Raw genomic sequence first — 24,245 nt, 5'->3', positions numbered from 1 at the left:
ACCGGTTTCATTTTGCCAAATAAACTCCCCGCGGAGCGTCCCTGCCTAGCGGGGCTCGCTTTGGTAAAGGTGCCAGGACAGGCTCACCGACAAGGGGAGCGGCGTCCAGCGTCCGAACCGCAGCCCTGCCGCACGAAGTTGGTCGCCAATCCAGACGTTGCAGGTGCGCAGGATGCTAAAGCGTCCTTTGGCGGCAAAGAATCCATCGGTGGCGGTATACCCATCCACATCGACACGTTGCGGCAGCCCGTCAGGGCCGGGGTCAAGCGCCGACCAGACATTTGCGACCAGCCTGCGGTACGCGCCTTCGGTCATCGTCACGGTCCGGCGTTTGGCGGTCGGGGCGATGGGGCCAATGACATCAATCCGCAGCACCGCGTCATCGCCGATAATCCCGCGCCAGACATTGCCGGGCTTCAATTCGCGATAGGTGGGGGTTTCCGTATAAAACTTGCGCGCCCCCCATCCGATGACAAGCCACCGCGCATCGGGATGCGATAGCGGCAGACCCAGCGTCTCGAGCGCGGCAAACCGCGGGCCCGAGATATCATCAATCGGGATCAGCAGATCATAGTGGATGGGTCCGTGGACCAGCAGCACCTCGCGCGTTGGCACCGCGCGCGGTTCATCAGAGGCAGGAGCGGCCCAGAGGGCACCGATCACTGCGGCAAGCACAAAGCACGCGGGCAAAAGCGCAAGCGCGCCCAGCCATCGTAACGCTTTGGTCAGACCTTGCCCTCAAACTCGGCGTGGATGAACTTGCAGTCGCAGTACCCACATTCGACCCAGCCCTTGTCTTGCGGGATTTGCAGCCAGACGCGCGGGTGCCCCAAGGCGCCTTCGCTGCCGTCACAGGCGACGCGCCAGGTGTTCACAATGCGGGTTTCCGGTGCTTGGGATGTCATGCTGTCGTCCTTGGCTTTGATGCGCCCATCTTATGACCAAACCGCGCAGGCAGGGCAAGGGTGCGCCGTGTGATTTGGCCGCCCTCTGCTTACAAGTTTGTAAACTGCGTTGAATTAGGTTCACCATCGGCCACAGAGCCGCTAAAAGACGCAAAACCACTGTAAACCTGCGGAGCGGTCTCAGGATGAACACCCCAAAACCTGTCGTATTGTGCATTCTGGATGGGTGGGGCCTGCGCGATGACCCCCAGGGAAACGCGCCCCTTTTGGCAAAGACCCCGCATGTCGACCGGATCATGCAAAGCTGCCCTTCGGCGACGCTGACCACTTTCGGGCCTGATGTGGGTCTGCCACAGGGGCAGATGGGCAACTCCGAGGTGGGGCATACCAATATCGGGGCTGGTCGTGTCGTCGCGATGGATCTGGGTCAGATCGATCTGGCGATCGAGGAAGGCGCGTTTGCCACCCATCAACCGTTGCTGGACTTTGCCGAGACGCTGAAACAGACCGGCGGCACGGCGCATGTGATGGGGCTTGTCTCTGATGGCGGGGTGCATGGGCACCTGACACATATGATTGCCGCGGTGCGGACGCTGCGGGCGCAGGGTATTCCGGTGGTGATCCATGCGCTGACCGACGGGCGCGATGTCGCGCCGCGCTCGGCCTTGGGCTATTTCGAGACGCTGCAAGCCGCCTTGCCCGACGGGGCGAGCATCGCGACCGTCTCGGGGCGTTATTTCGCGATGGACCGTGACAACCGCTGGGACCGCGTTGCCAAAGCCTATGAGGCGATCGTGCAGGGCAAGGGCAGTGCCGCCCCAACGGCCCGCGATGCGGTGAATGATGCCTATGGTCTGGACGAAAACGATGAATTTATCACGCCCACGGTGCTGGAGGGCTACACCGGCGTACAGGACGGCGATGGGATCTTCTGCCTGAATTTCCGCGCCGATCGCGCGCGCGAAATCATGTCGGCGCTTGCGGATCCGGAGTTTGACGCCTTCGACACAGGCGCGCGGCCTGCGTGGTCTGCGGTGATGGGCATGGCGGAATACTCCGACGCGCATGGGGCGTTCATGACCACCATGTACCCCAAGCCCGAGATCGTGAACACGCTTGGGGCATGGGTCGCACAGCACGGCCTGCGGCAGTTCCGCTTGGCCGAGACAGAGAAATACCCGCATGTGACGTTCTTTCTGAACGGGGGCGAGGAAACCCCCACAACGGGCGAGGACCGCTATATGCCCAAGTCGCCGAATGTGGCGACCTATGATTTGCAGCCAGAGATGTCTTGTGCGGAAGTCACCGACCGTTTCGTGCAAGCGATCAAGGACCGCTACGACCTGATTGTGGTGAATTACGCGAACCCCGATATGGTGGGGCACACCGGTGATCTTGATGCCGCCATCGCGGCCTGCGAGGCGGTGGATACCGGCCTTGGGCGCGTGCTTGAGGCGCTTGAGGATGTCGGCGGCGCGATGATTGTCACTGCGGACCACGGCAATTGCGAAACGATGATTGATCCCGAAACCGGCGGGGCGCATACGGCGCATACGCTCAACCCCGTGCCCGTGGCGGTTGTCGGCGGGCCCGATGGGGCCAGCCTGCGCAGCGGTCGTCTGGCCGATCTGGCGCCGACAGTGTTGCAGTTGATGGGGCTGGATCAACCGGCCGAGATGACGGGAAAGTCGCTGCTCGAATGATCCGCCTTTGCGCCCTTGCCCTGATGTTCTGGCCCGTTGGCGTGTTTGCGCAAACCGAGGCGGCAGAACAGGCGCGCCGCGCGATGGCCGACCTTGAAGCGGCCTCTGCCCAGTTGGACGCCGCAGATGGGGCGCGGGACCGCGTGCAGGCGCTGACCCAGACGATTCAGGCGTTTGAAACCGGCCTTGGGGCCATGCGCGAGGGGCTGCGTCAGGCGGCCATCAACGAGGCGCAGCTGAGCAAAAAGCTACAGGCCCGCGATGGCGAGGTCGCGCAGTTGCTGGGCGTGTTGCAAAGCATCGGCGGCAACCCGTCGCCCACCTTGTTCCTGCATCCTGAAGGGCCCGTTGGCACCGCACGCGCGGGTATGCTGCTGGCAGAGCTGACACCGGCCCTGAACACCCGCGCCGATGTCTTGCGGCAGGATCTTGAAGACGTGCAGACCCTGCGGGCGCTTCAAACCGATGCGGCACAGCGCTTGCAGGAGGGGCTGACGGAAATCCAGCGCGCCCGGACAGAGCTTAATCAGGCGATGGCGAACCGGACTGATCTGCCCAAACGCTTCAACGAAGACCCGGTGCGCACCGCGATCCTGATCTCGACCTCCGAGACGCTATCGGGGTTCGCCAGCGGCCTGTCCGAGATGACCTCGGACCCGATTGCGGATGCGCCCGCCGATTTCGAAGGGCAGAAGGGCGACCTGACCTTGCCGGTGCAGGGCGTGATCCTGCGCCGCGCCAATGAAACCGATGCGGCGGGGGTGACGCGCCCCGGGATTATCCTCGCGACCCGCCCGCGTGCCATCGTGACATCGCCCACGGCGGCGACAATCCGCTACACCGGCCCGCTGCTGGACCTGGGAAACGTGGTCATTCTTGAACCTCGGGCCGGGGCGTTGTTTGTATTGGCAGGGCTGGATGTGGTTTATGGCGAGGCAGGGCAGGTGATCGGGGCAGAGACGCCGATTGGCCTTATGGGCGGCCCGGCCGGCGTAAATCAACAGGCGCTGTCACCAAATGGTGATGGGGCTGGCGTGGAGCGTTCAGAAACGCTCTATATAGAAGTAAGAGAGAACAATGTTCCGCAGGACCCGTCAGACTGGTTCCGAACTGATAAGGATGGATAAACGATGAAGAAGTTCGTGATGGCTGCCGTGGGCGGTACGCTGGCAGGGGTGATTGCCACGACGCAGATTGCGGGCCCCTTGCTGGCACAGGAAACTGAAAAGAACAGCAACGTTTATGAACAGCTTGATCTGTTCGGCGACATCTTTGAACGCATCCGCGCGCAATACGTCGAAGAGGTCGACACCGAAGAGCTGGTAGAGGCCGCGATCAACGGCATGCTTACCTCGCTTGATCCACACTCCAGCTACCTGTCGCCGAAAGACGCGCTGAAGATGCGCGACCAGACCCGTGGTGAATTTGGCGGTCTCGGCATCGAGGTGACGCAGGAAGAGGGTTTCGTCAAAGTTGTTTCCCCTATTGATGGCACGCCTGCCTCTGAAGCGGGTATCGAAGCGGGCGATTTCATCACCCATGTGGACGGCGAAAGCCTGCTGGGGCTGACGCTGGATGACGCGGTCGAGCTGATGCGCGGGCCGGTGGGATCAGAGATCGAGATCACCGTGGTGCGAGAAGGCGAGACCGAACCCTTCGACGTGTCGCTGGTGCGCGATACCATCCAGCTGACCGCAGTGCGCGCCCGTACCGAAGGCGACGCAGTTGTGCTGCGGGTCACCACCTTTAACGAACAGACCTACCCCAAGCTGAAAGAGGGTCTGGAAGAGCAGGTCGAGGCCGCCGGCGGCATCGAGAATGTCAGCGGCTTTGTCGTGGATCTGCGCAACAACCCCGGTGGTCTGTTGAATCAGGCTATCGCCGTGTCGGATGCTTTCCTTGAAGAGGGCGAGATCGTCAGCACCCGTGGCCGTGATGCCGCGGATGGCGACCGCACCAACGCCACCCCCGGCGATCTGGCCGAAGGCAAGCCGATTGTGGTGCTGATCAACGGTGGCTCTGCCTCGGCTTCCGAGATCGTTGCCGGTGCCCTGCAAGACCACCGTCGCGCGATTGTCGTCGGGACCAAAAGCTTTGGCAAAGGGTCGGTGCAGACGATCATGCCGCTGCGCGGTGAAGGGGCGATGCGCCTGACCACAGCGCGGTACTACACGCCGTCGGGCCGCTCTATTCAGGCACTTGGCGTGTCCCCCGACATCATCGTCGCCCAGCCACCGGCACAGCCTACGGACAGCGAGGAAGAGGATGCAACAGCACGCCCCCTGCGGTCCGAAGCAGACCTGCGCGGCAGCCTGAACAACGACAGCCTGACCGACGATCAGGTCGACCAGATCATGGAAGACCGCGCCAAGGCCGAAAAAGCTGCGTCCTTGCGGGAAGAGGATTACCAGCTAGCCTATGCCATCGACATCCTCAAAGGTTTGTCCGCATTGGGCCCGAAGAAGTAAGCGCGGCGATCACGCCTTCGCATTAAAGACCGGTCCGCAGATAGGCGGGCCGGTCTTTTTTGTTGGGCCAAGGGCGGGTGTTCAGCCCAGATAGACCTTGCCTTCGGGGTAGCGCACGCGGGGCACCGATTGCGTCGCCAGAAAGAACCCGATGGTCAGCGGGCCGACGCGGCCCAGAAACATCATCAGCATGATCATCGCGCGGCCGGTGCTATCAAGCTCTGCCGTGGCACCGCGCGACAGGCCGACGGTGCCAAAGGCCGATGTTGCCTCGAACGCGAGGTCGATAAACTCTCCGTCATGTTTGATCGACATGATGAAGATGCCCGTCAGGACCAGAAGGATGCTGATTGTGGTCAGCGCCATGACCTTGAACACTTCATCCGGCCCCATCGACCGACCAAAAGCATGCAGGCTGGTGCTGCGCCGGAAGAAGGCCACGGTGGCGAGGATCAGCACGATGAGCGTGGTCACCTTGATGCCGCCCGCCGTCGACGTGCTACCGCCTCCGACTAGCATCAGCGTCATGGTCATCAAGGCGGTACTCTCGTGAACCTCTGCGTAATCAAGCGTGTTAAAGCCCGCTGTCCGTGGGGTGACGGCCTGAAACCAACTGGCCCAAAGCTTGCTGCCAAGGCTGCCGAACTGGCCCAAGGTCGCGGGGTTGCGCCATTCAAGTGCTGCAAACAGCGCCCAGGCCAGCAGGATCAACACCACCGTGCCGGTGAGCATCAGCTTGCTGTGCAGGCTGAGCCGTCGCCAGCTGCGTTTTTCCCAGATATCGGCCAGCACGATGAACCCGATGCCGCCGATGATGAACAGGGCGGGGATCACGACGTTGATAATCGGATCGCTGACCCAGTTGCTCAGGCTGTCAGGGAACAGCGCGAACCCCGCATTGTTGAATGCAGAAATGCTTAGGAACACCGAATGCCACAGCCCCTGCGCCAGACCGAATTCGGGCACGAAGACAAAGGCCATCAAGGCAGCGCCGATTAGCTCTGCCAGAATGGCGATCTTCAGGATCGCCATCACCAGCGAGGTCAGATTGTAGATGCTCGGCTGGTTCAGGTCCTCGCGCAGGATAATCCGCTGCGGCATCCCCAAAGGGATACCAAGCGCGGAGAGCACCAGAACGGCAAAGGTCATCAACCCCAAGCCGCCCATCTGGATCAGAAGTGCGATGACCGCCTGCCCGAAACCGGTAAAAGCGGTGCCAGTATCGACCACCGCCAGCCCCGTCACCGTAACAGCAGAGGTAGAGGTGAACAGCGCGTCCGACAGGCTGATCCCCGCAGTATTCGCCAGCGGTGTCCACAGGATCAATCCGCCCAGAACCACCATCGTCAGATAGATCAACACAAGCACGGCGGGCGGGGGCAGAAGCCGCCACGCGCTTTTCTGTGACTTTGAAAAGAGCTTCAAAGGCTTGCCGCAAAGCTGCGCAGGTCGGTGCGCTGCCCGAGCAGGATCAACAGATCGTCCCGTTGCAACGTGCAGTCCAGCCCGTCGCGCCCGATATATTCGGTGCCCCGCATCACGCCCAAACAGCGCAGGTCGAACTTCTTGCCGTATGACAACGTCTCGAGCGATTTGCCCTCAAGCGCTTCGGGGATGCGGAAGTTGACCACGTGGTACCCGTTCCCGAGGCTGACATAGTCGCGCACCAAGGGGTTGTGGATCACCTGCGCGATATGCTGGCCGACTTCGACTTCGGGGTGGATCACACGGTCGACCCCCAGTTTCGACAGGATGCGGTGGTGCGTTTTTGTCTTGGCCTTGGCCCAGATCGTCTCGACTCCCAGCAGTTTCAGGTTGATGGCCGACAGGATGCTCGATTCAAGATCACTGCCCATGGCGACCAGCGCCATCGAACAGTCGCCCAACCCGGCCTCGCGCAGGGCGGCATCATCGCGGGCGTCCACGATAACGGCTTGGCTCAGCTTTTCGACATGGTTGCTGACGCGCTGGTCGTTCAGGTCCACGCCGATCACGTAGTTGCCAAAACGCTGCAGCTCGGTTGCGACCGTAGAGCCAAAATTGCCAAGGCCGATCACGCCGATAGTCCGTCTTTTCACTGCCATCACGAGGGTCCTCTGAAGGGCTCAGTCTTGCCAAGGGATACATCGCGTCATAGGGGCAAGCAAGCAAGCGCGGTCAGGTCGTTTCGACGCAGTGCCGCCGGAACGCACGTTTCAGCATATCAAGCTCGGCGCGCAGCAAATCCACCTCGGCGCGCAAATCGGGGCCGGTGACCTCGTCCCCGATCAGGGTGATGCTGGCCAATGTCGAGCCAGACGCGCGGTCGACCACCAGCAATGTATGCAGCCCATCGGCGATTGCGGCTGCGGGCACAGGGATGCTGAGCACCCAGTGATCCGAGGACGCGTCATGCTCCAACTGCACCCCCGCGACATCGGCATCGGCATGGGTGACCGCAAGATCGGGTTTGGTATCGCCCGCGCCGGTCACGATCCCTTGCCAGGTGCCGTCGCGCATCTGGGTTTTGGTGAGGGTCAGGTTGCTCATGCGGGGCTCCTACAACTGGGCGCGGGGGCGGCGCGAAAAGGTCAGGTCACGCAGCATGATCTGGTTCATTTCGGGCCCTTCAAAAATCAGGTCGATCCAGGCTTTCTCGACGCGTTTTTCGTTCAGGTTGGAATAGGCGAGGTCGAATTCTGCCGTGACCTCGGATTTGTTCAGCGGCAGTTCCTGCACCATTTGTTCGGTGTTGGGCCCGTGGCGGATGTTCAGGCGGGCGAAAATTTCGATCGGTTTCTCCATCTCGATCACGGCGTCCACGCGCAGGACATGCGTGCGCTTCATCCCGTCAACGCAATCATCCTGCAGGTCCAGCACCAGGGACAGGAAAGACCCGTCGAAACGGTAGACCTCAAGCCGAAGCCCATAGGGCGCCAGATGGTTTTCTTCGAGGTTGCGGATTTGCCGGATGCCGAGTTCGGACAGGGTGCAGTCGTGGAAAATCGTGACCTCATCCCCCATGGTCGCCTTGGATTGCACCGACGACAGCCCCGATTTGGTCAAGGGCGCGCGCCAAAGCTGCGGGCGCCAGGACCAATCGGTGTTATGGGGCCGAGAGAACTTGTTAGAACCGATACGGGGCAGGGCAAGCCGGTCTTCGGCGGTGTAGATCAGCTTGTCCAGATGCCGACGCAAGGCGCGTGCTTGACCTGCTTGTTTGCGCAGCACGGACAGTTCTGTCTGGGGGGCGCGGTCGGCTTTGGCAGACCAGCGGCGGGTAAACCGCGCGATCAAGGCGCTGTCGATCAGCTTTTTCCCGAGTTTGCGCATGTGCCTGTTGCCCCGATTACGAATGGGTTGTTGGTCGTACCCTACCGCCTGTGGCGTGGGGGCACAAATGAAATGGGCCAAGGGGCCGGCGCGCTAGTTGCGTTGCGCGACGGTGGTTTTTGCAGGGGCACTGGCGTCGATGCTGCGGGTGATCAACTGTGTCAGAACCCTTCGGCCAGAGGCGCTGACGATCTCGCCGCGTTCGGGGCCGTAGACGGCGATACCGGCGGTTTGCGTGCCCATCCGTGCGACGCCGCGCCATTGTTTGGGGGAAAGCCCACCGACAGGAATACGCCCCTGCGCGCGGAAGGTGACGCTTTGGTCGCCTTTCTCCACATCGCTCACATTCTGGAGCGAGGTTTCAGCCGCGATCTGCTGGGCGCTTGGCAGGGAGCCGGGTTTGGACTGGGTCAGGCTGACCGTGATCAACCCGCGCGGTGCTGCCCCCGCAGAGGCAGGGGCCCCTAATCCGTCACAGCGTGCAATCACGGCAAAGCGCGCCTCGAGGCTGGTTTGGTCGATGCAGAAACCATCGGGGGCGACCAGTTCGACCCCTCCGGCCATTTTCGCGCGTGACAACGGCGGCTTGGCGGCACCCGAGGACGCGCCAAGCCCCTGACCGCCCTCGCAGGCGGTCAGAAGCATCACGCCAAAGGCGGCAAGCGGACCTTTACAGGTCCATATAGTCATGTGTTTCCGCCTTCGCGCCGGGATGCGTCACCGCACCAAGATAGGTTGGGCCCACAAGCTGCGCGTATTTCCACAGTGCACCGCTTTGATAGTTTGTTTTGCGGGCACCGGGCCAAGCCGCTTTGCGTTCTGCCATTTCCTCGTCCGAGATATCGACAGAGATCGAACCGGTGATCGCGTTCAGTGTGATCATGTCACCCTGTTTGAGCAAGGCAATCGGTCCGCCATGTGCGGCTTCGGGGCCGACGTGACCAACGCAGAAACCCCGTGTCGCGCCGGAGAAACGGCCGTCGGTGATCAGTGCCACCTTTTTGCCCATGCCTTGACCGGACAGGGCCGCCGTGGTCGCCAGCATTTCGCGCATGCCGGGGCCACCAGCGGGGCCTTCGTTGCGGATCACGAACACGTCGCCTTCGCTGTAGGCCCGGTTTTGCACGGCTTCGAACGCATCCTGTTCACATTCAAAGATCAGCGCCGGACCGGTAAAGACGATGTCTTCTTCGGACATGCCCGCGATTTTCACGATGGCCCCTTCGGGTGCCAAGTTGCCCTTCAGACCAACGACGCCGCCGGTCTTGCTGATCGGTGTTTCGATCGCGTGGATCACCTTGCCGTCGGCTTCGCGTTCGATCTTGTCGAGCTCTTCACCGATGGACAGGCCCGAGGCGGTGAGACAGTCATCATGCAGCAGGCCAGCCTTGCGCAGTTCTTTCATCACAACAGGCACGCCGCCCGCGTCATACAGGTCTTTTGCCACATGCGACCCGCCGGGTTTCATGTCGACGAAATAAGGCGTGTCGCGGAAGATGTCGCACACATCGCTGAGGTTAAAGTCGATACCCGCCTCGGCGGCCATAGCGGGCAGGTGCAGACCGGCATTGGTCGACCCGCCGGTGCAGGCCACGATACGCGCCGCATTCTCGAACGCTTCGCGGGTGCAGATGTCGCGCGCGCGGATGTTCTTTTCGATCAGGTTCATGACGGCTTCACCCGAGGCCGCCGCATAGGCGTCGCGGGATTCATAGGGCGCAGGCATGCCAGAGGAGTTCAGCAGCGCCAGACCAATTGCCTCGGACACGCAGGCCATAGTGTTGGCGGTGAACTGGCCCCCGCAGGCACCGGCTGTCGGGCAAGCGACGCGCTCCAATACTTCAAGCGCGGCTTGCGACATGCTGCCGTTCTGGTAGTTACCCACGGCTTCGAAAACGTCTTGCACAGTCAGATCGCGGCTGGCGAAATCGGCAGGCACATCGGCCCCTTCCGGGACTTTGCCCGGCAGGATCGACCCACCGTAGAGGAACACGGACGGCACGTTCAGCCGCAGCATCGCCATCATCATGCCCGGCAGCGATTTGTCACAGCCCGCAAGACCGACAATCGCATCGTAGCAGTGACCGCGCATTGTCAGCTCTACCGTGTCGGCAATCGCTTCGCGCGACGCTAGGGAAGAGCGCATGCCCTCGTGGCCCATGGCGATCCCGTCGGTGACAGTGATGGTGGTGAATTCGCGTGGCGTGCCTTGCTGCGCCTTGACGCCGACCTTGACCGCTTGGGCCTGACGGTTCAGCGCGATGTTACAGGGGGCCGCTTCGTTCCAGCAGGTTGCCACACCCACCAGAGGCTGGTGAATCTCTTCTTCGGTCATGCCCATTGCGTAGTAATAGGACCGGTGCGGTGCGCGCTCTGGCCCCTCGGTCACGTGCCGGCTTGGCAGTCTGGATTTATCAAAGCGGGTGTTGGTGGACATGTGGCAGGCCTCCCTGAGTGGACGTTTACACCGGAATAGCCACCCAGCCCTGTCGCTGCAAGGCTCAAGCCACCAGTTGAACAGCGCGGGCTGTGGGCTTAGGTGTTAAATAATCCTTGGCTCTGTGCCGCCCCTAGCGAAAGCGACCCTGCATGGAGCATTCGATTTTTTCCTTTATTTGGAAATACTCCCGTCGTGACCAACTGGTTTTGCTTGTCCTCACGCTGATTACCTTCCCGATCCTCTACATCACCCTCGAACTGCCCAAGCGCATCATCAACGATGCCATTGGGGCAGAGACCGATGTGATCGACGTTTTCGGGATGTCGTTCAGTCAGGTGCAGTTCCTGATGGTGCTGTGTTTTGCCTATCTTTTTTCGGTGCTGATCCACGGCCTGATGAAGATGCGTTTGAACACGATGAAGGGGGTGCTGGCAGAGCGGCTACTGCGTCGATTCCGCTATCAGTTGATCGCGCGGATGATGCGTTTTCCGCGCAGCTATTTCGAAAACACCAGTCAGGGCGAGCTGGTGTCGATGGTCACCTCGGAGGCAGAGCCGATGGGCGGGTTGATGGGCGATGCGGTCGCCCAGCCTGTGTTCCAGGCGGGGCAGATGCTGATCATCCTGCTGTTCCTCTTCCTGCAATCCCCGTGGTTCGGGTTGGCGGGCGTCGCATTGATCCCGTTGCAGGCGTATCTCATCCCGATGCTGCAGCGGCAGATCAACCTGCTGAACAAACAGCGGATCAAGGAAGTGCGGCACCTGTCGTCTGAAATCGGCGAGACCGCCGCCGGTATCACCGACCTGCGCACCAACGGCGGCTGGCGCTACCGTCTGGCGCTGTTCACCGACCGGCTGGGCCAACTGTTCGAGGTCCGCTTCCAGATCTACCAGAAGAAATTCTTCATGAAGTTTCTCAACAACTTCATCACCCAGCTGACACCGTTCTTTTTCTATGCCGTGGGGGGGTATCTTGCGATCAAGGGGCAGATCACGGTGGGCGCGCTGGTCGCGGCCTTGGCCGCCTACAAGGATTTGTCGAGCCCGTGGAAGGAACTGCTGACCTATTACAATCAGACGCAGGACATGTCGCTGCGGTGGGATGTGGTCATTGAACGTTTCGCCCCGCGGGGCGAGATCGACGCGCGCCTGTTCGAAGGTGAGCCCGATGAAGTCCCGCATCTGCGCGGCCCAATTGTGCTGGAACATGTGTCTTTGCGCACGCCGGACGGGAACACGATCCTGGATGATCTGAACCTCGAAATACCCAAAGGCGCGCGCGTCGCGCTTGAGATGCCCAACCAATCCGAACGCAACGCTCTGGCAGAGCTTTTGGTGCGCGAGGCCGTGCCGAGCCGCGGGCGGATCACGATGGCGGGGCATAATCTGGCAGAGCTGCATCAGGCCGTGCTTGCGGCGCGGATCGGCTATTCCGATGCGCACCCCTATCTGTTTCAGGGCACCGTCGGGGACAATCTGCTGATGCCCCTGCGGTCGAGCCCGAAAACCGTCCTCTGGGACCCCATGAAAACCGACCGCGCCGCGATCGAGACAAAGCGGTCGGGCAATAGTCTGGACAGCACCAAGGCGGATTGGCTGGACCCCGGGCTCGCCGATCTGAGCACCCGCGAGGACATCAACGACTGGTGGTATGAGCTGGCCAACGCCGTTGGCACACAGGACATGATGTTCCGTCGCATGGCCGCCGACCGGATGGACCCGGACAAGCACCCCGAGCTTGCGGCCCGCGTGGTTGCCCTGCGCGACGAGGTGCACGAGCGGCTGAAAGAGCAAGGACTGGACAAGGTGGTGCACCGCTTTGACCCAGATCGGTTCAACCCGGCGCTGCCGCTTGGGGGGAACCTGATGTTCGCCGCGCCCATCCGCAGCATCTCGCAGGCGGGTCTGGCGCTTGAACGCAGCTTTCTGGCGATGATCATCGAACAGGGTCTGGCCGAGCAGGGCATCGCGATTTCACAGACGCTGGTAGAAACGTTGCACCAGACCTTTGGACGTGATGGCACCGACCACCCGCTGTTCACCGCTCTCGGCATCGAGGAAGAACTGTACGAGCAACTGGTCGATATCGCGCTACGGCGTCGCGCCAAAGGGGATGAAGCGCTGAGCGAGGATGAATTCTCGTTGCTGCTTACCGTGCCCTTTGCCTTCACGGCCGAACAGATCGGCCCGGCTTTCCCTGCGACCTTCAAGGACGAGATCCTGAAAATCCGTAAGCAGCAGGGCGCCGAGATGCGCGAACGGGCGCGGGATATGTTCGTGCCGATCACACCTGACCAGTATCTGCCGCGTCTGACGATACTTGAAAACGTGTTGTATGGCCGGATTTCCGCCGTGGCGGGGCTTCAGGCGGATCTGGTTCTGGATGTGGTGTCGGACGTGTTCAAGAAACACGGGCTGCAACAGGATGTCGCGCTCAACGTCTTTGATCTGCCGGTCAGCATCGGCGGGTCAAATATCGCGATGATGTTCCAGGAACGCGCCGGATTCAGCCGCGCGGCGATGAAACGACCCGATATCCTGATCCTGAACCAGTCGCTTGCGGGGCATGACGCAGAAAGCCTGCAACGGTTGCGCGACAAGGTCAGCGAACTGCTGCCCGAAACGACCCAGATTTACATGGATAGCTCCTTTGCCAATCCTGACGATTTCGACATGTACATCAAGATCCGTGGCGGGCGCATTGACGGTCTGGCGCAGGTTGATATCCCCAGTCAGGACGACAGCATCTCGGACGATTTGCGACGCAAGCTGCGGATCATTGCGCGCAACGACTTGTTCGGCAACCTCGACCCGCGCAACCAGCGCCTGCTGGCCTTTGCGGCGCAGTGGTACACCGTCGCACAGGGAGAGATGGTCTTTGCTCAAGACCAACGGCCAGATGCGGTCTACCTCTGTCTGTCGGGGAAGGGAGAGCTGAGCTGGCGTGACCCCGAAGGGTTGGCGCATCACGTCTCAACCGTCGAAAAGGGGCGTTTGATCGGTGACCTTGCGGTCATCGTGAACGAGCCGCGGCAGATGGATTTTGTCGCCCTCGAAGACAGCCGTTTCCTTCGGATCGGTGCGGATCAATTCAAGTCGGTGGTTGAAAACGACCGTGTGATCCTGCTGAGCCTTCTACGCACGGTATCAAGCCATCTGACCAACGCCGCCGACTTGCTTCGTGCGGCACGGGTGGATATCCCGCGCGAAGACGAAGCCTTGCCCCCACCCGTAGGAGATGACCCCGCGTGACCCGATACGCTGCCCACAAAGCCTTTGTCGCCCCTGCGATCCCCTCGGCGGCGCTGTGGCGGCTGATCTTGGGGTTTCTTGCGGCAACCGCGATCTACCTGCTGCTCAACAACCTGATGTTCACCACCCTGTTCAACCTGATGGGGCCGCGTGCGGACGGGTTTTATGACAGCTTGCTGTCAGGCAAGACGCCGATGGCGATGTTCCTGCTGCTTGGCAGCTTCGGGTTGATGATCGTCGGCGTGGCCGTGGTGACACGGGTGATCCACAAACGTCCCGTGCGTGGTCTGATCGGCCCGTCGGGGCTTGTGGTGCCGCAGTTCTGGGCCGTGCTCAAGATGCTGGTGCTGCTTGGTGCGGTGACCTATTTGCTGCCACCGTGGAACCTTGGCGCGCCCTATGTGCCCAACCTCGCGCTTGGCACATGGCTGATGTTGCTTCCGTTTTCGCTGCTCGGGGTGCTGGTACAGGTCAGCGCCGAAGAGATCGTCTTTCGCGGTTATGTCCAGCAGCAATTGGCGGCACGGTTCAACTCTCCGCTGGTGTGGATGGTGCTGCCGGCCGTGATTTTCGCGCTTGGGCACTATCTTCCCGATCAAGCCGGCGAAAATGCGCTGGTCATAGCACTTTGGGCCGGTGTCTTCGGGATGTTGATGGCCGATCTGACCGCGCGGGCAGGGTCGCTGGGGCCAGCCATTGCAGTGCATTTTTGCAATAATGTCGCGGCGATCGTCATCACCTCTCTGCCCGATGACCTATCGGGTTTGGCGCTGTATTTGACCCCCTTCGGGATGGATGATGTTGACGCGTTGCGCGCGTGGTTGCCCGTCGATTTCGCGCTGATGCTGGTCAGCTGGCTTGCCGCGCGGTTGGCGATCCGCCGTTGATTGCAATTTACTGCGCGTCAGCTTATTTGGAAGGCGAAACTGGAAGCAAAGGTTCACCATGAACTGGATCAACAACTACGTCCGTCCTCGGATCAACTCCATCTTCTCGCGTCGCGAGACGCCGGACAATCTGTGGACGAAATGCGAAGAATGCGGCACCATGCTGTTCCACCGCGAGGTGTCGGACAACCTGAACGTCTGCACCAGCTGTGGTCACCACATGGCGATTACCCCGCGTGAACGCTTCAAGGCGCTGTTCGACGGCGGCATCTTTACCGAGGTCAAAGTCCCCGCGCCGACGCCGGACCCTTTGCACTTTCGCGATCAAAAGAAATACCCCGACCGTCTGAAGGCCGCCCAGAAACAAACGGGCGAAGCCGAAGCGATGCTGGTCGCCACCGGTGAAATCGGCCGCACGCCGATCGTCGCGGCAGGTCAGGACTTCTCGTTTATGGCCGGGTCCATGGGCATGTATGTCGGCAACGCCATCATCGCCGCGGCTGAAAAAGCGGTTAAGCTGAAATGCCCGCTGGTGCTCTTCTCTGCCGCCGGTGGCGCGCGTATGCAAGAAGGCATCCTGAGCCTGATGCAGATGCCGCGCACCACCATCGCCGTGCAGATGCTGAAAGAAGCGGGGCTGCCCTATATCGTCGTTCTGACCCACCCCACGACCGGTGGTGTCACGGCGAGCTATGCGATGCTGGGGGATGTCCAGATTGCGGAACCCAATGCGCTGATCTGCTTTGCCGGCCCACGTGTGATTGAACAGACCATTCGCGAGAAACTGCCCGAAGGCTTCCAGCGCGCCGAATATCTGCTGGACCACGGCATGCTGGACCGCGTGACTCCGCGCACCCAGATGCGGGACGAGTTGATCGACATCACGCGGATGCTGATGAAGCTGCCCCCCGCGGTGCGCGGCGATCTGCCTGCGCCTACCGAAGGCGGCGATATTGCCCATGCGCTGACGCCAGAACCCGATGCGGCCCCCAAAGCCGAAGCGGCGGAACCCAAGGCGAAATGACGCAGAACACATCGGATGCAGTGCTGGCACGCATGATGGCGCTGCATCCCAAGATTATCGACCTGACGCTGGATCGCATGTGGCGGCTGCTGAACGCTTTGGGCAACCCCCAGAACGACCTTCCCCCTGTGATCCATATTGCCGGCACCAATGGTAAAGGATCGACACAGGCGATGATCCGAGCGGGGCTTGAGGCAGATGGCCACCGTGTCCACGCCTATACCTCGCCCCATCTGGCGCGCTTTCACGAACGCATCCGCCTTGCCGGAGAGCTGATTTCCGAAGCGGCGCTGACCGAGATGCTGGATGAATGTTACGCCGCCAACAACGGCGAGAGCATCACTTATTTCGAGATCACAACCTGCGCCGCGCTACTGGCCTTTGCCCGTACTCCGGCGGATTATACCCTGCTTGAGGTCGGCCTTGGCGGGCGTCTGGACGCGACCAATGTGATCGACCAGCCCGCATTGACCGTCATCACGCCGGTGTCGATTGATCACCAACAGTTTCTGGGCACGACCCTGCCGGAGATTGCGGGTGAAAAAGCCGGCATCATCAAACGTCGCGTGCCCTGCATCGTCGGCCCGCAACAAGATGCCGCGCTCGAGGTGATAGAGACGCAGGCGGCACGCCACCACGCCCCCGTCTTTGCCTATGGTCAGCAGTGGCATGTGGCCCCCGAAGCGGGACGGATGGTCTTTCAGGATGACACGGGTTTGCTGGACCTGCCCAAGCCTAACCTGCTGGGCGCGCACCAGATTTCCAACGCCGGTGCGGCTTTGGCAGCATTGCGACAATTGGGGGCCTCCGCGCAAGCGTGCGAGGCCGCTGTGACCCGCGCCGAATGGCCCGCCCGAATGCAACGTCTGCGTCACGGGCCGCTGATCGACGCAGCGCCGCAGGCCGAATTATGGCTGGACGGCGGGCATAACCCTGCTGCGGGCGACGCCATCGCGGCGGTGCTAGAAGACATGCCTGCCCGCCCCACATTCCTGATCTGTGGCATGTTGAACACCAAGGATATCGGCGGCTATCTGCGCCCGCTGGCCGGTCATGCAGAACAATTGTTCGCCGTCTCAATACCGGGTGAAGCAGCGACGTTGCCGGCCACCGAAACCGCGCGCGCAGCGATCGACGTCGGCCTGACCGCGCAAGAGGCACCTGGCGTCGCCGAAGCCCTTGCAACCATTGTCGCGAAGGCGCCCCACGCGCGGGTATTGATCTGCGGTTCGCTCTATCTGGCAGGCGCAATTTTGCGGGAAAACGGATAGCCTTTTAACAATTAGAATTGGCTATATTTACGTTTTGTAGGGAATTTGCGTCCTAAGGTCCGAGGGTAACATTTTGCCTTTGGGGGGACCAATGCAATGACCAATACGTATCAGAATTTCCTTGCGCTGCGCAGGATGGTGTTCGGCCATCTCCGTCTGCTCACGATCTTTGTCGGTGTGACCTTTATCGTCGATCACTGGCGATCTTCCGGGGGCCACGACACCGCGCAGGGCTATGCCAATGGACAGGTGGCGTATCTGGCCTCCGGTGGGCCAGCCTTTGTGCCGCTGTCGCCTGCGACGCTGCTCAACAAGATGCACAAGGACGCTTCCTTTGACGTGGGGGATGCAGTCAGCGCGATCGTCCAATCGTTCGATGATAGCAAACGCGGCCAAGTGCTTGAATCCTACCTGATCTGGGCGATTAGCACGGAACGGTCGGACAGCTATATTGATACGTTGCTGAACAGCGCGGCGGCCAAAGGCGATTTCAAAGTACCACCGGCGCTTACGACAGCCTCTGGTGCGCTGGATACGGCAGGTTTGCTGACGGCGGTTGTTGTCGCTGAACGCAAGGCTTTGGCCGCCCGCCAGACTGACGGCGATCAAGCTCATGCTCGCGACGGGCAGCAGATCCGCCAATCCGTCGCATTTTACCACAATCAGGCCGCGCCACTCTATCTGGCCGCAGTCGATCTGCAGCGGGATGGGTACGCCCCGGGGCGGCGGCGCAATTAAGCGCCCCAGCCTTCCCCCTGCATTTCGCGCAAACGCGATGCCGTACGCTCGAACTCGAAGGTGCCTTCCCCCTCCAGATATAGCATTTCGGGTTCGGCCGCGGCCGAGCAGATCAACCTCACCTTAGCCTCGTATAACGCGTCGATCAGGGTCACAAAGCGTTTGGCTTCATTGAAGTTTGACCGGCCAAGACTGGGGATATCGTCCAGCATCAACACGCGCACCGCCTCTGCCAAAGTCAAATAATCTGCCGCCCCTAGTGGTCGACCGCAAAGCGCGTGGAACTTGGCGCGGGCGACACCGTTGCGAAACTCCGGCACGACGACATCGCGCCCCTTCACCCGCAGGATCAACTCCTCCCCCGGGCCGCCAGCCAGATCCTCCCAGACGGCATTCATCGCGGCGCGGCTCTCTGGGTTGACGGGGGTGAAATAGGATTTCGTACCCGCCAATCGGTCCTGTCGGTAGTCGCGCGGGCTGGCGAGCTCCATCACCTTCATCTTCTCTTTGATCAATTCGATGAAGGGCAGGAATATCTGGCGGTTCAGACCGTCTTTATACAGATCATCCGGTATCCGGTTCGACGTTGTCACCACCACCACACCAGCCGCAAAAAGCGCTTCAAACAGCCGGCCAACGATCATGGCGTCGGTGATGTCGGTGATCTGCATCTCGTCAAAGGCCAACAGCTTCACGCTATTCGCGACCTCGGCTGCGACTGGCGCAATCGCATCGTCGACGCCTGTTTTCCGCGCCTCATGCATCGCATTGTGAATTTCCTGCATGAACGCGTGGAAATGCACTCGCCGCGTTGGCACATCGCCCATATTGGCCGCGAACATATCCATCAGCATCGACTTGCCGCGACCCACACCACCCCAAAGATACAGACCCTGCGGTGGCTCGGGTGCGCGTTTGAAAAAGCCCTTTTTCTGCGGGGCCATCAAGGCGCTGCGAATGCGGTCAAGCTCTGGCAGCACGGCCTCTTGCGCGGGGTCCGGCGACAGGCTGCCGTCGGCAACGCGGTTATCGTAAATGGTGCGTAAATCAGTCATGCCTTTGGCTTACAATGTGCCACAGGCTTTGGGAAGAACCCCCGCAGGCCGATATGCGCGCAGTTTTGAAATTGACGGCCCCGGTTTCAAAGCTACGGTGGCGGCACGTGCTTCGGGGGTCATCATGGAAAAAAATACGTCAATCTTCACACCGGTGCTGATCGTCGGGTGTCTGATCATCATGGTGAGCTTTGCCGTGCGTGCCTCTTTTGGCGTCTTTCAGATTCCCATCGCGGAAGAGTTCGGCTGGCTCCGCTCCGAGTTCTCGCTGGCGATCGCGATCCAGAACCTCGCCTGGGGCATCGGCCAACCGATCTTTGGCGCGATGGCCGAGAAGATCGGAGACCGCCGCGCCATTATCATTGGGTCCGTGGTCTATGCCGTGGGGCTGGTGCTGTCGGCTAATTCGGTGTCACCGATTGAACACCAAACCTATGCGTGGTTGGTGGGTTTCGGGATCGCGGGAACGGGCTTTGGCGTGATTTTGGCCGTGGTGGGCCGCGCCTCAACGGCCGAGAACCGGTCCATGTCGTTGGCCATTGCCACGGCGGCGGGTAGCGCGGGTCAGGTCTTTGGTGCGCCAGTGGCGGAATGGTTGCTGGGGTTCCTCAGCTGGCAGGCGACCTTCCTTGTCTTTGCGGGCGCGATCATGGCGATGTTGTTGACGCTGCCGTTGATGCGCGCCCCCGCGATGGCCAGCAAGGCCGAGCTGGAGGAAAGCCTGTCACAAATCCTGGGCAAGGCGCTGCGCGACCCGACCTTTACCTTCATCTTTATCGGCTTCTTTTCTTGCGGCTATCAGCTGGCCTTTATCACCGCGCATTTTCCTGCCTTCGTGACCGAACTTTGCGGTCCGATCCTTGCGGGTGGCGTGCTGCATAACATCGGGATCACAACAACCTCTGCCCTGGGTGCGGTGGCGATTTCCCTGATCGGTCTGGCCAATATCGCCGGAACATTGCTGGCGGGGTGGGCGGGCAAACGCTATTCCAAAAAGTACCTGCTGGCTGCGATTTATACCGGACGTACCGTGATTGCGGCGTTGTTTATTCTACTGCCGATCACGCCGGTGTCGGTCATCCTGTTCTCCATCGGGATGGGGGCATTGTGGTTGGCGACGGTGCCGCTGACCAGCGGGCTGGTCGCGCATATTTATGGGCTGCGCTATATGGGCACGCTTTATGGGATCGTGTTTTTCAGCCATCAGTTGGGCAGCTTTATGGGGGTCTGGCTGGGCGGGCGGATGTATGACGCTTACGGCGATTACACCGCCGTGTGGTGGATCGGTGTGGCCGTGGGCGCGTTTAGCGCGCTGATCCATTTGCCCATCCGCGAGAAGCGGTTGCCCGGGCTGGTGACGAGTTAATCTGTCGCCTTATCCGCCGTGTCGATATGTGCCTTGATCGCTGCAATGATCTGGGGCGCATGGGTATAGGGCAGGCCGTGGCCCGCGCCTTTGATCACCTCGTGTTCGGCGGCGCGGTTCCATTCGGCAAGGCTGCCGATGGCTGACGCGGGGATCACCTGATCATCCTGCCCCCAAAGCGCCAGCACAGGGATATCATGCGTCCGGATCGCGCGGTGTTCATCCCGCAGCACATCCGCCAGAATACCGCGACGGCTGGCCAGCACCGCAGGAACATAGTGCTTATAGTCCAGCTGTTCGGCCTGATGGTCGTGGATGTGGCGGACCTGTACCGGGATGTCACGTTCGGCCCTGATGCCGCGCCGGAAGGTCGGCGGGAACAGCGCCAACATCAGCCAATCGCCGACCAGCGGGGTTTTGGCCATAAAGTCGACCAGCTTGTTCGGTGCCAGCCCCATCCCTGCGGGCGCCAGCAGGATCAGCCGTTCGACACGTTCGGGGAAAGCGGCGGCAAAGCACGTCGCGATAGAGCCGCCCATGGAATAACCCAGCAGGGTGAAGCTGCCGGTGACATCCTGATCTTCCAGCAGGTCTTGCAGCTGTTTGATAAAGAACTGGCGATCTTGCGGGCCAGACGGACGGTCGGAATAGCCGCGCCCGTAAAGGTCATAGGTTAGAGTCCGGTACCCCATCGACGCCAACCCGCGGGCGACCGCGCGCCAGACAATGCTGGGGGTGGTCAGCCCGTGGACGCAAACGACAACAGGGCCTTGAGCGGGGCCGGTCCACGCGTAATGGGTAACCCCGTCGGGCAGCTCTGCGAATTGGCCAAGGGCGCTGCCGCGGTCCGCGTCCTCCATTTCGGCACGGTTGCGTTCGATCACAAGCGGGATTGCGATGACCAGAGCCGCAATGAGAAGAAACCAGATCATCTGCGCGCGCGCCACCGGTCAAGGATATAGCGGCTGGTCATCAGGTCCAGATGCGCGCCGCCGCCGTTTTTGAACAGGGTGATCTCATCCTCTGACTGGCGGGTGAACGCGCCGAGATCATAGTAATCCGCGACGATGTCACTTGCGCTCAGCACACCTTGGGCGATCGGGATCTTCAGCTCGCCGATATGTTCAACCGTGGTGTCGAGGCTGTCGACAAAGACCCGGGCACGGGTCAGCGCCGTATCATCCACCTCGCGCATGTCGGGGCGGTAGGCACCGATCAGGTCAAGGTGCTGGCCGGGTTGCAGCCACGCGCCCTTGATCAGCGGTTCGGTCGACATGGTGGCGCTGGTGATGATGTCCGCGTCGCGCACGGCGGCCTCAAGATCATCGGCGATGCGCAGCCCTTCGATATCACGTGCCATCGCCTGAGCATTGGGGGCGGATCGGTTCCACACCGTGAATTCGGCATCGGGGAAGGCAGCACGGTAGGCAGAGTGAAGCCCGCGCCCTTGGGTGCCCGCGCCGACGATCAGGATTTTGCGGCTGTCGGGGCGGGCAAGCCTGCGCGCGGCGAGCAGGCTGTCACCGGCGGTTTTCCATTTGGTCACGAGGTGAAAATCTATCAAAGCCTCGAGCGCGCCGTGATCATCTGCGTAAAGCGACACGCCGCCGTTCACCATCGGTGCCCCTTTGGTGGGGTTGTCGGGAAAGATGGTGGCGGATTTCACCGCCAAACCCAGCCCGTCGATCCATGCGGCGCGGTTCAGCAAAGTGTCCTTGCCCCGATACAAAAACGTATCCGCGATTTCGGCGCGCGGCAGGTTGTGCCCCTCGGCCAGTGCGTCGGTCAGGCCGATCCAGTCCAGCAGCGCGTCGCCGGCGTCGAAGGGGATGATGTCGAACTGGGTCATGCGGCCTCTGCTTCGGTCAACAGCCCCGCAGCGACGAGCCTGTCAGCCCAGCCGTCCGGCCCGGTGAAATGATGGGTCTGCCAGCCGCGGGCGTTGGCGGCGTTGATATTGTCGATACGGTCGTCGGTGAACAAAAGCGCATCGCCGGACAGGCCCGATCCTTCCTCGAGCGCTGCATAGATCGCGGGGTCGGGTTTGATCATACCCATGTGACCCGAGATGAAATCGCGATCAAAGGCGCGCAGGAAAGGGTAGTGTTCTGCCGCATGGTCATAGGATTGGATGCCGAAATTGGTCAGCGAAAACACCGGCACGCCCTTGGCCTGCAGCGCCTCTTTCAGCCTGAGAGAGCGGGGGATCACGGGGGCGGCCATTTCAATCCAGCGATCATGCCACATGCGGATCTCATCGCGCCAGGCTGGGTTGGCTTCGGCGGCGGCATAGATCGTGTCAGTGAAATGCTGGCCGCTATCGACAAGATCGTTCATGCCGTGCAGGTCCACCTCGGCGAACATGGCGCGGCGGCGGTCCTCTCCGATCACGGAGTCATAGAACCGTTCGGGCTGCCATTCGATCAGCACATTTCCGATGTCAAAGACGACTGCCGCTGGTTTCATGTGCTCTTCCTTTTGCCGGGTCGGTGGGGGCACCTGCGCCGCCCTTGCCCTATCGTTGTGCCGCGCGAAGCTCGCGTTCTAGCGCGTCCAGAAAACGGGAGCGGTCGGCCTTTGTAAACCCTTTGCCGCCGCCCTGGCGAAACGGGTCCGCGGCGCGCAGGTCGGCCATCAAATCACGCGTCGCCAGCACATTGCCAATATTGGCTGCGGTCAGCGCTTCGCCGTTGTGTTTCAGCACCCGCGCGCCGGCTTCGACGCAGCGCGCGGCAAGGGGAATGTCGCCGGTCACCACGACGTCACCGGGGCCGCAGCGTTCGGCGATCCAGATGTCGGCGATGTCGGGGCCATCGGGGACAATCACGGTTTCGACCAGCGGGTTCTGCGAGGGACGCAGCCCGCCGTTGGACACCACAAACATCCGCACCTTGTGGCGGGTGGCAACGCGTTCCGCCTCTGCCTTCACGGGGCAGGCGTCCGCGTCGATATAAAGCACCGTCATCGCCGGGCCCTATCGCGCATAAAGCGCATCGGCGTGGAAGGCGATGTGGTCCTCCATGAAGGTCGAGATAAAGAAATAGCTGTGATCATAGCCCGGCTGCATCCGCAATGTGGCGTTCTGGCGGGCTTTCGCCATCGCCTCGGCCAATGCTTCGGGTTTCAGCAGATCAAGGAATTGGTCATCGGTGCCCTGATCAATGAGGATCGGCCCGTCAAAGCCGCGCTCCGCCATCAAAAGCGTCGCGTCATGTTTTGCCCAGGTCGTCTCGTCACTGCCCAGATAGGCTGTCAGCTGTTTGCGGCCCCAGTCACTGCTGGTTGGATGCGCAATCGGCGCGAAAGCCGAGACCGAGGTAAAGCGCCCCGGCAGGTTTATCGCCAGCGTCAGCGCCCCGTGCCCGCCCATGGAGTGGCCGCAGATCGCCTGCCGGTCCATATCCAGCGCGAAGTTTTCACCCAGCAGCGCCGGCAGTTCGTCGGCGATATAGTCCCACATCTGGAAATGCGGTGCCCACGGGTCTTGGGTGGCGTTCACATAGAAGCCCGCGCCCTTGCCCAGATCATAGGCGTCGTCGTCGGCCACATCCTCGCCGCGGGGGGAGGTGTCGGGAAAGACCACCGCGATCCCGTGTTCCGCGGCCCATGCCTGCGCCCCCGCTTTGGTCATCGCGTTTTCATGGGTGCAGGTCAGCCCCGACAGGAACCACATCAAGGGCACCGGGCCCTGCTGCGCCTCTTCGGGCAGGAACAGCGCAAAGGTCATGTCGCAGTTGCAGGCGGTGGAGCGGTGGGAATAGACGCCTTGGGTGCCTCGGAAGCTGGCGTTTTCGGAAATCGTTTTCATCGGGCGTCTCCTGTGTC

Annotated in this window: 23 protein-coding genes; 9 read left to right on the top strand and 14 right to left on the bottom strand. The window is 61.4% G+C overall.

Features of this window, described 5'->3' with window-relative positions:
* Positions 1-45 precede the first annotated feature (45 nt).
* Together EE36_RS06070 and EE36_RS06065 are read right to left on the bottom strand one after the other, a co-directional pair.
* Positions 46-663 (bottom strand): TIGR02117 family protein, encoded by a 618-nt coding sequence (locus EE36_RS06070; protein WP_254655547.1) that lies wholly within the window; start codon positions 661-663, stop codon positions 46-48.
* 62 nt (positions 664-725) lie between these two features.
* On the bottom strand, positions 726-905 hold the full coding sequence (locus tag EE36_RS06065) for a zinc-finger domain-containing protein (RefSeq protein ID WP_005850479.1): 180 nt from the start codon (positions 903-905) through the stop codon (positions 726-728).
* Between the two features lie 185 nt (positions 906-1,090).
* Between EE36_RS06065 and gpmI the strand changes: the two genes are divergently transcribed.
* Genes gpmI through EE36_RS06050 form a run of 3 tightly spaced genes read left to right on the top strand, consistent with a single transcriptional unit; the run spans position 1,091 to position 5,076 of the window.
* Positions 1,091-2,608: a 2,3-bisphosphoglycerate-independent phosphoglycerate mutase gene (gene gpmI / locus EE36_RS06060; protein ID WP_005850477.1), complete on the top strand. Its 1,518-nt coding sequence runs from the start codon at positions 1,091-1,093 to the stop codon at positions 2,606-2,608.
* On the top strand, positions 2,605-3,735 hold the full coding sequence (locus tag EE36_RS06055) for a murein hydrolase activator EnvC (RefSeq protein WP_005850474.1): 1,131 nt from the start codon (positions 2,605-2,607) through the stop codon (positions 3,733-3,735). The genes gpmI and EE36_RS06055 overlap by 4 nt, the downstream gene beginning before the upstream one ends.
* 3 nt (positions 3,736-3,738) lie before the next feature.
* Complete coding sequence (locus EE36_RS06050; RefSeq protein ID WP_005850472.1) at positions 3,739-5,076, top strand: S41 family peptidase; 1,338 nt, start codon at positions 3,739-3,741, stop codon at positions 5,074-5,076.
* Positions 5,077-5,157: 81 nt separating this feature from the next.
* Here the strand turns inward: EE36_RS06050 and EE36_RS06045 are convergent, their stop codons facing one another.
* The 6 genes from EE36_RS06045 to ilvD all read right to left on the bottom strand — a co-directional run bounded on the left by EE36_RS06045 (position 5,158) and on the right by ilvD (position 10,825).
* Complete coding sequence (locus tag EE36_RS06045; RefSeq protein ID WP_180829220.1) at positions 5,158-6,420, bottom strand: TrkH family potassium uptake protein; 1,263 nt, start codon at positions 6,418-6,420, stop codon at positions 5,158-5,160.
* Between the two features lie 77 nt (positions 6,421-6,497).
* The gene (locus tag EE36_RS06040; RefSeq protein ID WP_005850470.1) at positions 6,498-7,160 is read right to left on the bottom strand and encodes a TrkA family potassium uptake protein; all 663 of its coding nucleotides are present in this window, start codon (positions 7,158-7,160) and stop codon (positions 6,498-6,500) included.
* Between the two features lie 73 nt (positions 7,161-7,233).
* Entirely contained in the window at positions 7,234-7,605 is a 372-nt protein-coding gene (locus EE36_RS06035) for a hypothetical protein (protein WP_005850469.1), read from the bottom strand.
* 9 nt (positions 7,606-7,614) lie between these two features.
* Entirely contained in the window at positions 7,615-8,388 is a 774-nt protein-coding gene (locus EE36_RS06030) for a DUF6478 family protein (RefSeq protein ID WP_005850467.1), read from the bottom strand.
* A 93-nt stretch (positions 8,389-8,481) separates the two neighbouring features.
* Positions 8,482-9,078, bottom strand: a complete 597-nt coding sequence (locus tag EE36_RS06025; protein WP_005850465.1) for a hypothetical protein — start codon at positions 9,076-9,078, stop codon at positions 8,482-8,484.
* On the bottom strand, positions 9,059-10,825 hold the full coding sequence (gene ilvD / locus EE36_RS06020; protein WP_005850463.1) for a dihydroxy-acid dehydratase: 1,767 nt from the start codon (positions 10,823-10,825) through the stop codon (positions 9,059-9,061). Before ilvD ends, EE36_RS06025 begins: the two co-directional genes overlap by 20 nt.
* Before the next feature lie 152 nt (positions 10,826-10,977).
* Here ilvD and EE36_RS06015 point away from each other — a divergent pair, with 152 nt between their 5' ends.
* From EE36_RS06015 to EE36_RS05995, 5 genes are all read left to right on the top strand, one after another.
* Positions 10,978-14,079, top strand: a complete 3,102-nt coding sequence (locus EE36_RS06015) for an ABC transporter transmembrane domain-containing protein (RefSeq protein ID WP_005850462.1) — start codon at positions 10,978-10,980, stop codon at positions 14,077-14,079.
* A complete protein-coding gene (locus EE36_RS06010) occupies positions 14,076-14,966 on the top strand; it encodes a CPBP family intramembrane glutamic endopeptidase (RefSeq protein ID WP_005850461.1) in 891 nt (296 codons plus the stop codon). The genes EE36_RS06015 and EE36_RS06010 overlap by 4 nt, the downstream gene beginning before the upstream one ends.
* A gap of 58 nt (positions 14,967-15,024) precedes the next feature.
* On the top strand, positions 15,025-15,990 hold the full coding sequence (accD, locus tag EE36_RS06005; RefSeq protein ID WP_005850460.1) for an acetyl-CoA carboxylase, carboxyltransferase subunit beta: 966 nt from the start codon (positions 15,025-15,027) through the stop codon (positions 15,988-15,990).
* On the top strand, positions 15,987-17,261 hold the full coding sequence (locus EE36_RS06000; RefSeq protein ID WP_005850459.1) for a folylpolyglutamate synthase/dihydrofolate synthase family protein: 1,275 nt from the start codon (positions 15,987-15,989) through the stop codon (positions 17,259-17,261). The genes accD and EE36_RS06000 overlap by 4 nt, the downstream gene beginning before the upstream one ends.
* Positions 17,262-17,357: 96 nt before the next feature.
* Complete coding sequence (locus tag EE36_RS05995) at positions 17,358-17,999, top strand: hypothetical protein (protein WP_005850458.1); 642 nt, start codon at positions 17,358-17,360, stop codon at positions 17,997-17,999.
* Here EE36_RS05995 and zapE read toward each other — a convergent pair.
* Positions 17,996-19,054 carry a cell division protein ZapE gene (gene zapE, locus EE36_RS05990; RefSeq protein ID WP_005850456.1) on the bottom strand — a complete coding sequence of 353 codons (1,059 nt, stop codon included), beginning with the start codon at positions 19,052-19,054 and terminating at the stop codon, positions 17,996-17,998. The genes EE36_RS05995 and zapE overlap by 4 nt on opposite strands.
* Before the next feature lie 124 nt (positions 19,055-19,178).
* On the opposite strand from zapE, the gene EE36_RS05985 reads away from it, so the two are divergent.
* The gene (locus tag EE36_RS05985; protein WP_009825556.1) at positions 19,179-20,420 is read left to right on the top strand and encodes an MFS transporter; all 1,242 of its coding nucleotides are present in this window, start codon (positions 19,179-19,181) and stop codon (positions 20,418-20,420) included.
* On the opposite strand, the gene EE36_RS05980 is transcribed toward EE36_RS05985, so the two are convergent.
* From EE36_RS05980 to fghA, 5 genes are read right to left on the bottom strand one after another with little or no spacing between them, the layout of a single operon-like run.
* Entirely contained in the window at positions 20,417-21,352 is a 936-nt protein-coding gene (locus tag EE36_RS05980; protein WP_039912166.1) for an alpha/beta fold hydrolase, read from the bottom strand. The genes EE36_RS05985 and EE36_RS05980 overlap by 4 nt on opposite strands.
* A complete protein-coding gene (locus EE36_RS05975) occupies positions 21,349-22,269 on the bottom strand; it encodes an ornithine cyclodeaminase family protein (RefSeq protein ID WP_005850452.1) in 921 nt (306 codons plus the stop codon). Before EE36_RS05975 ends, EE36_RS05980 begins: the two co-directional genes overlap by 4 nt.
* Complete coding sequence (locus tag EE36_RS05970; protein ID WP_005850450.1) at positions 22,266-22,886, bottom strand: HAD family phosphatase; 621 nt, start codon at positions 22,884-22,886, stop codon at positions 22,266-22,268. Before EE36_RS05970 ends, EE36_RS05975 begins: the two co-directional genes overlap by 4 nt.
* Before the next feature lie 49 nt (positions 22,887-22,935).
* Entirely contained in the window at positions 22,936-23,385 is a 450-nt protein-coding gene (locus EE36_RS05965; protein WP_005850449.1) for a YaiI/YqxD family protein, read from the bottom strand.
* 9 nt (positions 23,386-23,394) lie between these two features.
* Positions 23,395-24,228 carry an S-formylglutathione hydrolase gene (fghA, locus tag EE36_RS05960; RefSeq protein WP_005850447.1) on the bottom strand — a complete coding sequence of 278 codons (834 nt, stop codon included), beginning with the start codon at positions 24,226-24,228 and terminating at the stop codon, positions 23,395-23,397.
* Positions 24,229-24,245 lie beyond the last annotated feature (17 nt).

It is taken from the genome of Sulfitobacter sp. EE-36, assembly GCF_000152605.1.
In the GTDB taxonomy this organism is placed as follows: domain Bacteria; phylum Pseudomonadota; class Alphaproteobacteria; order Rhodobacterales; family Rhodobacteraceae; genus Sulfitobacter; species Sulfitobacter pontiacus.
The sequence above is the reverse complement of the archived record's forward strand: the minus strand, read 5'-3'. Positions and strand labels throughout refer to the sequence as shown.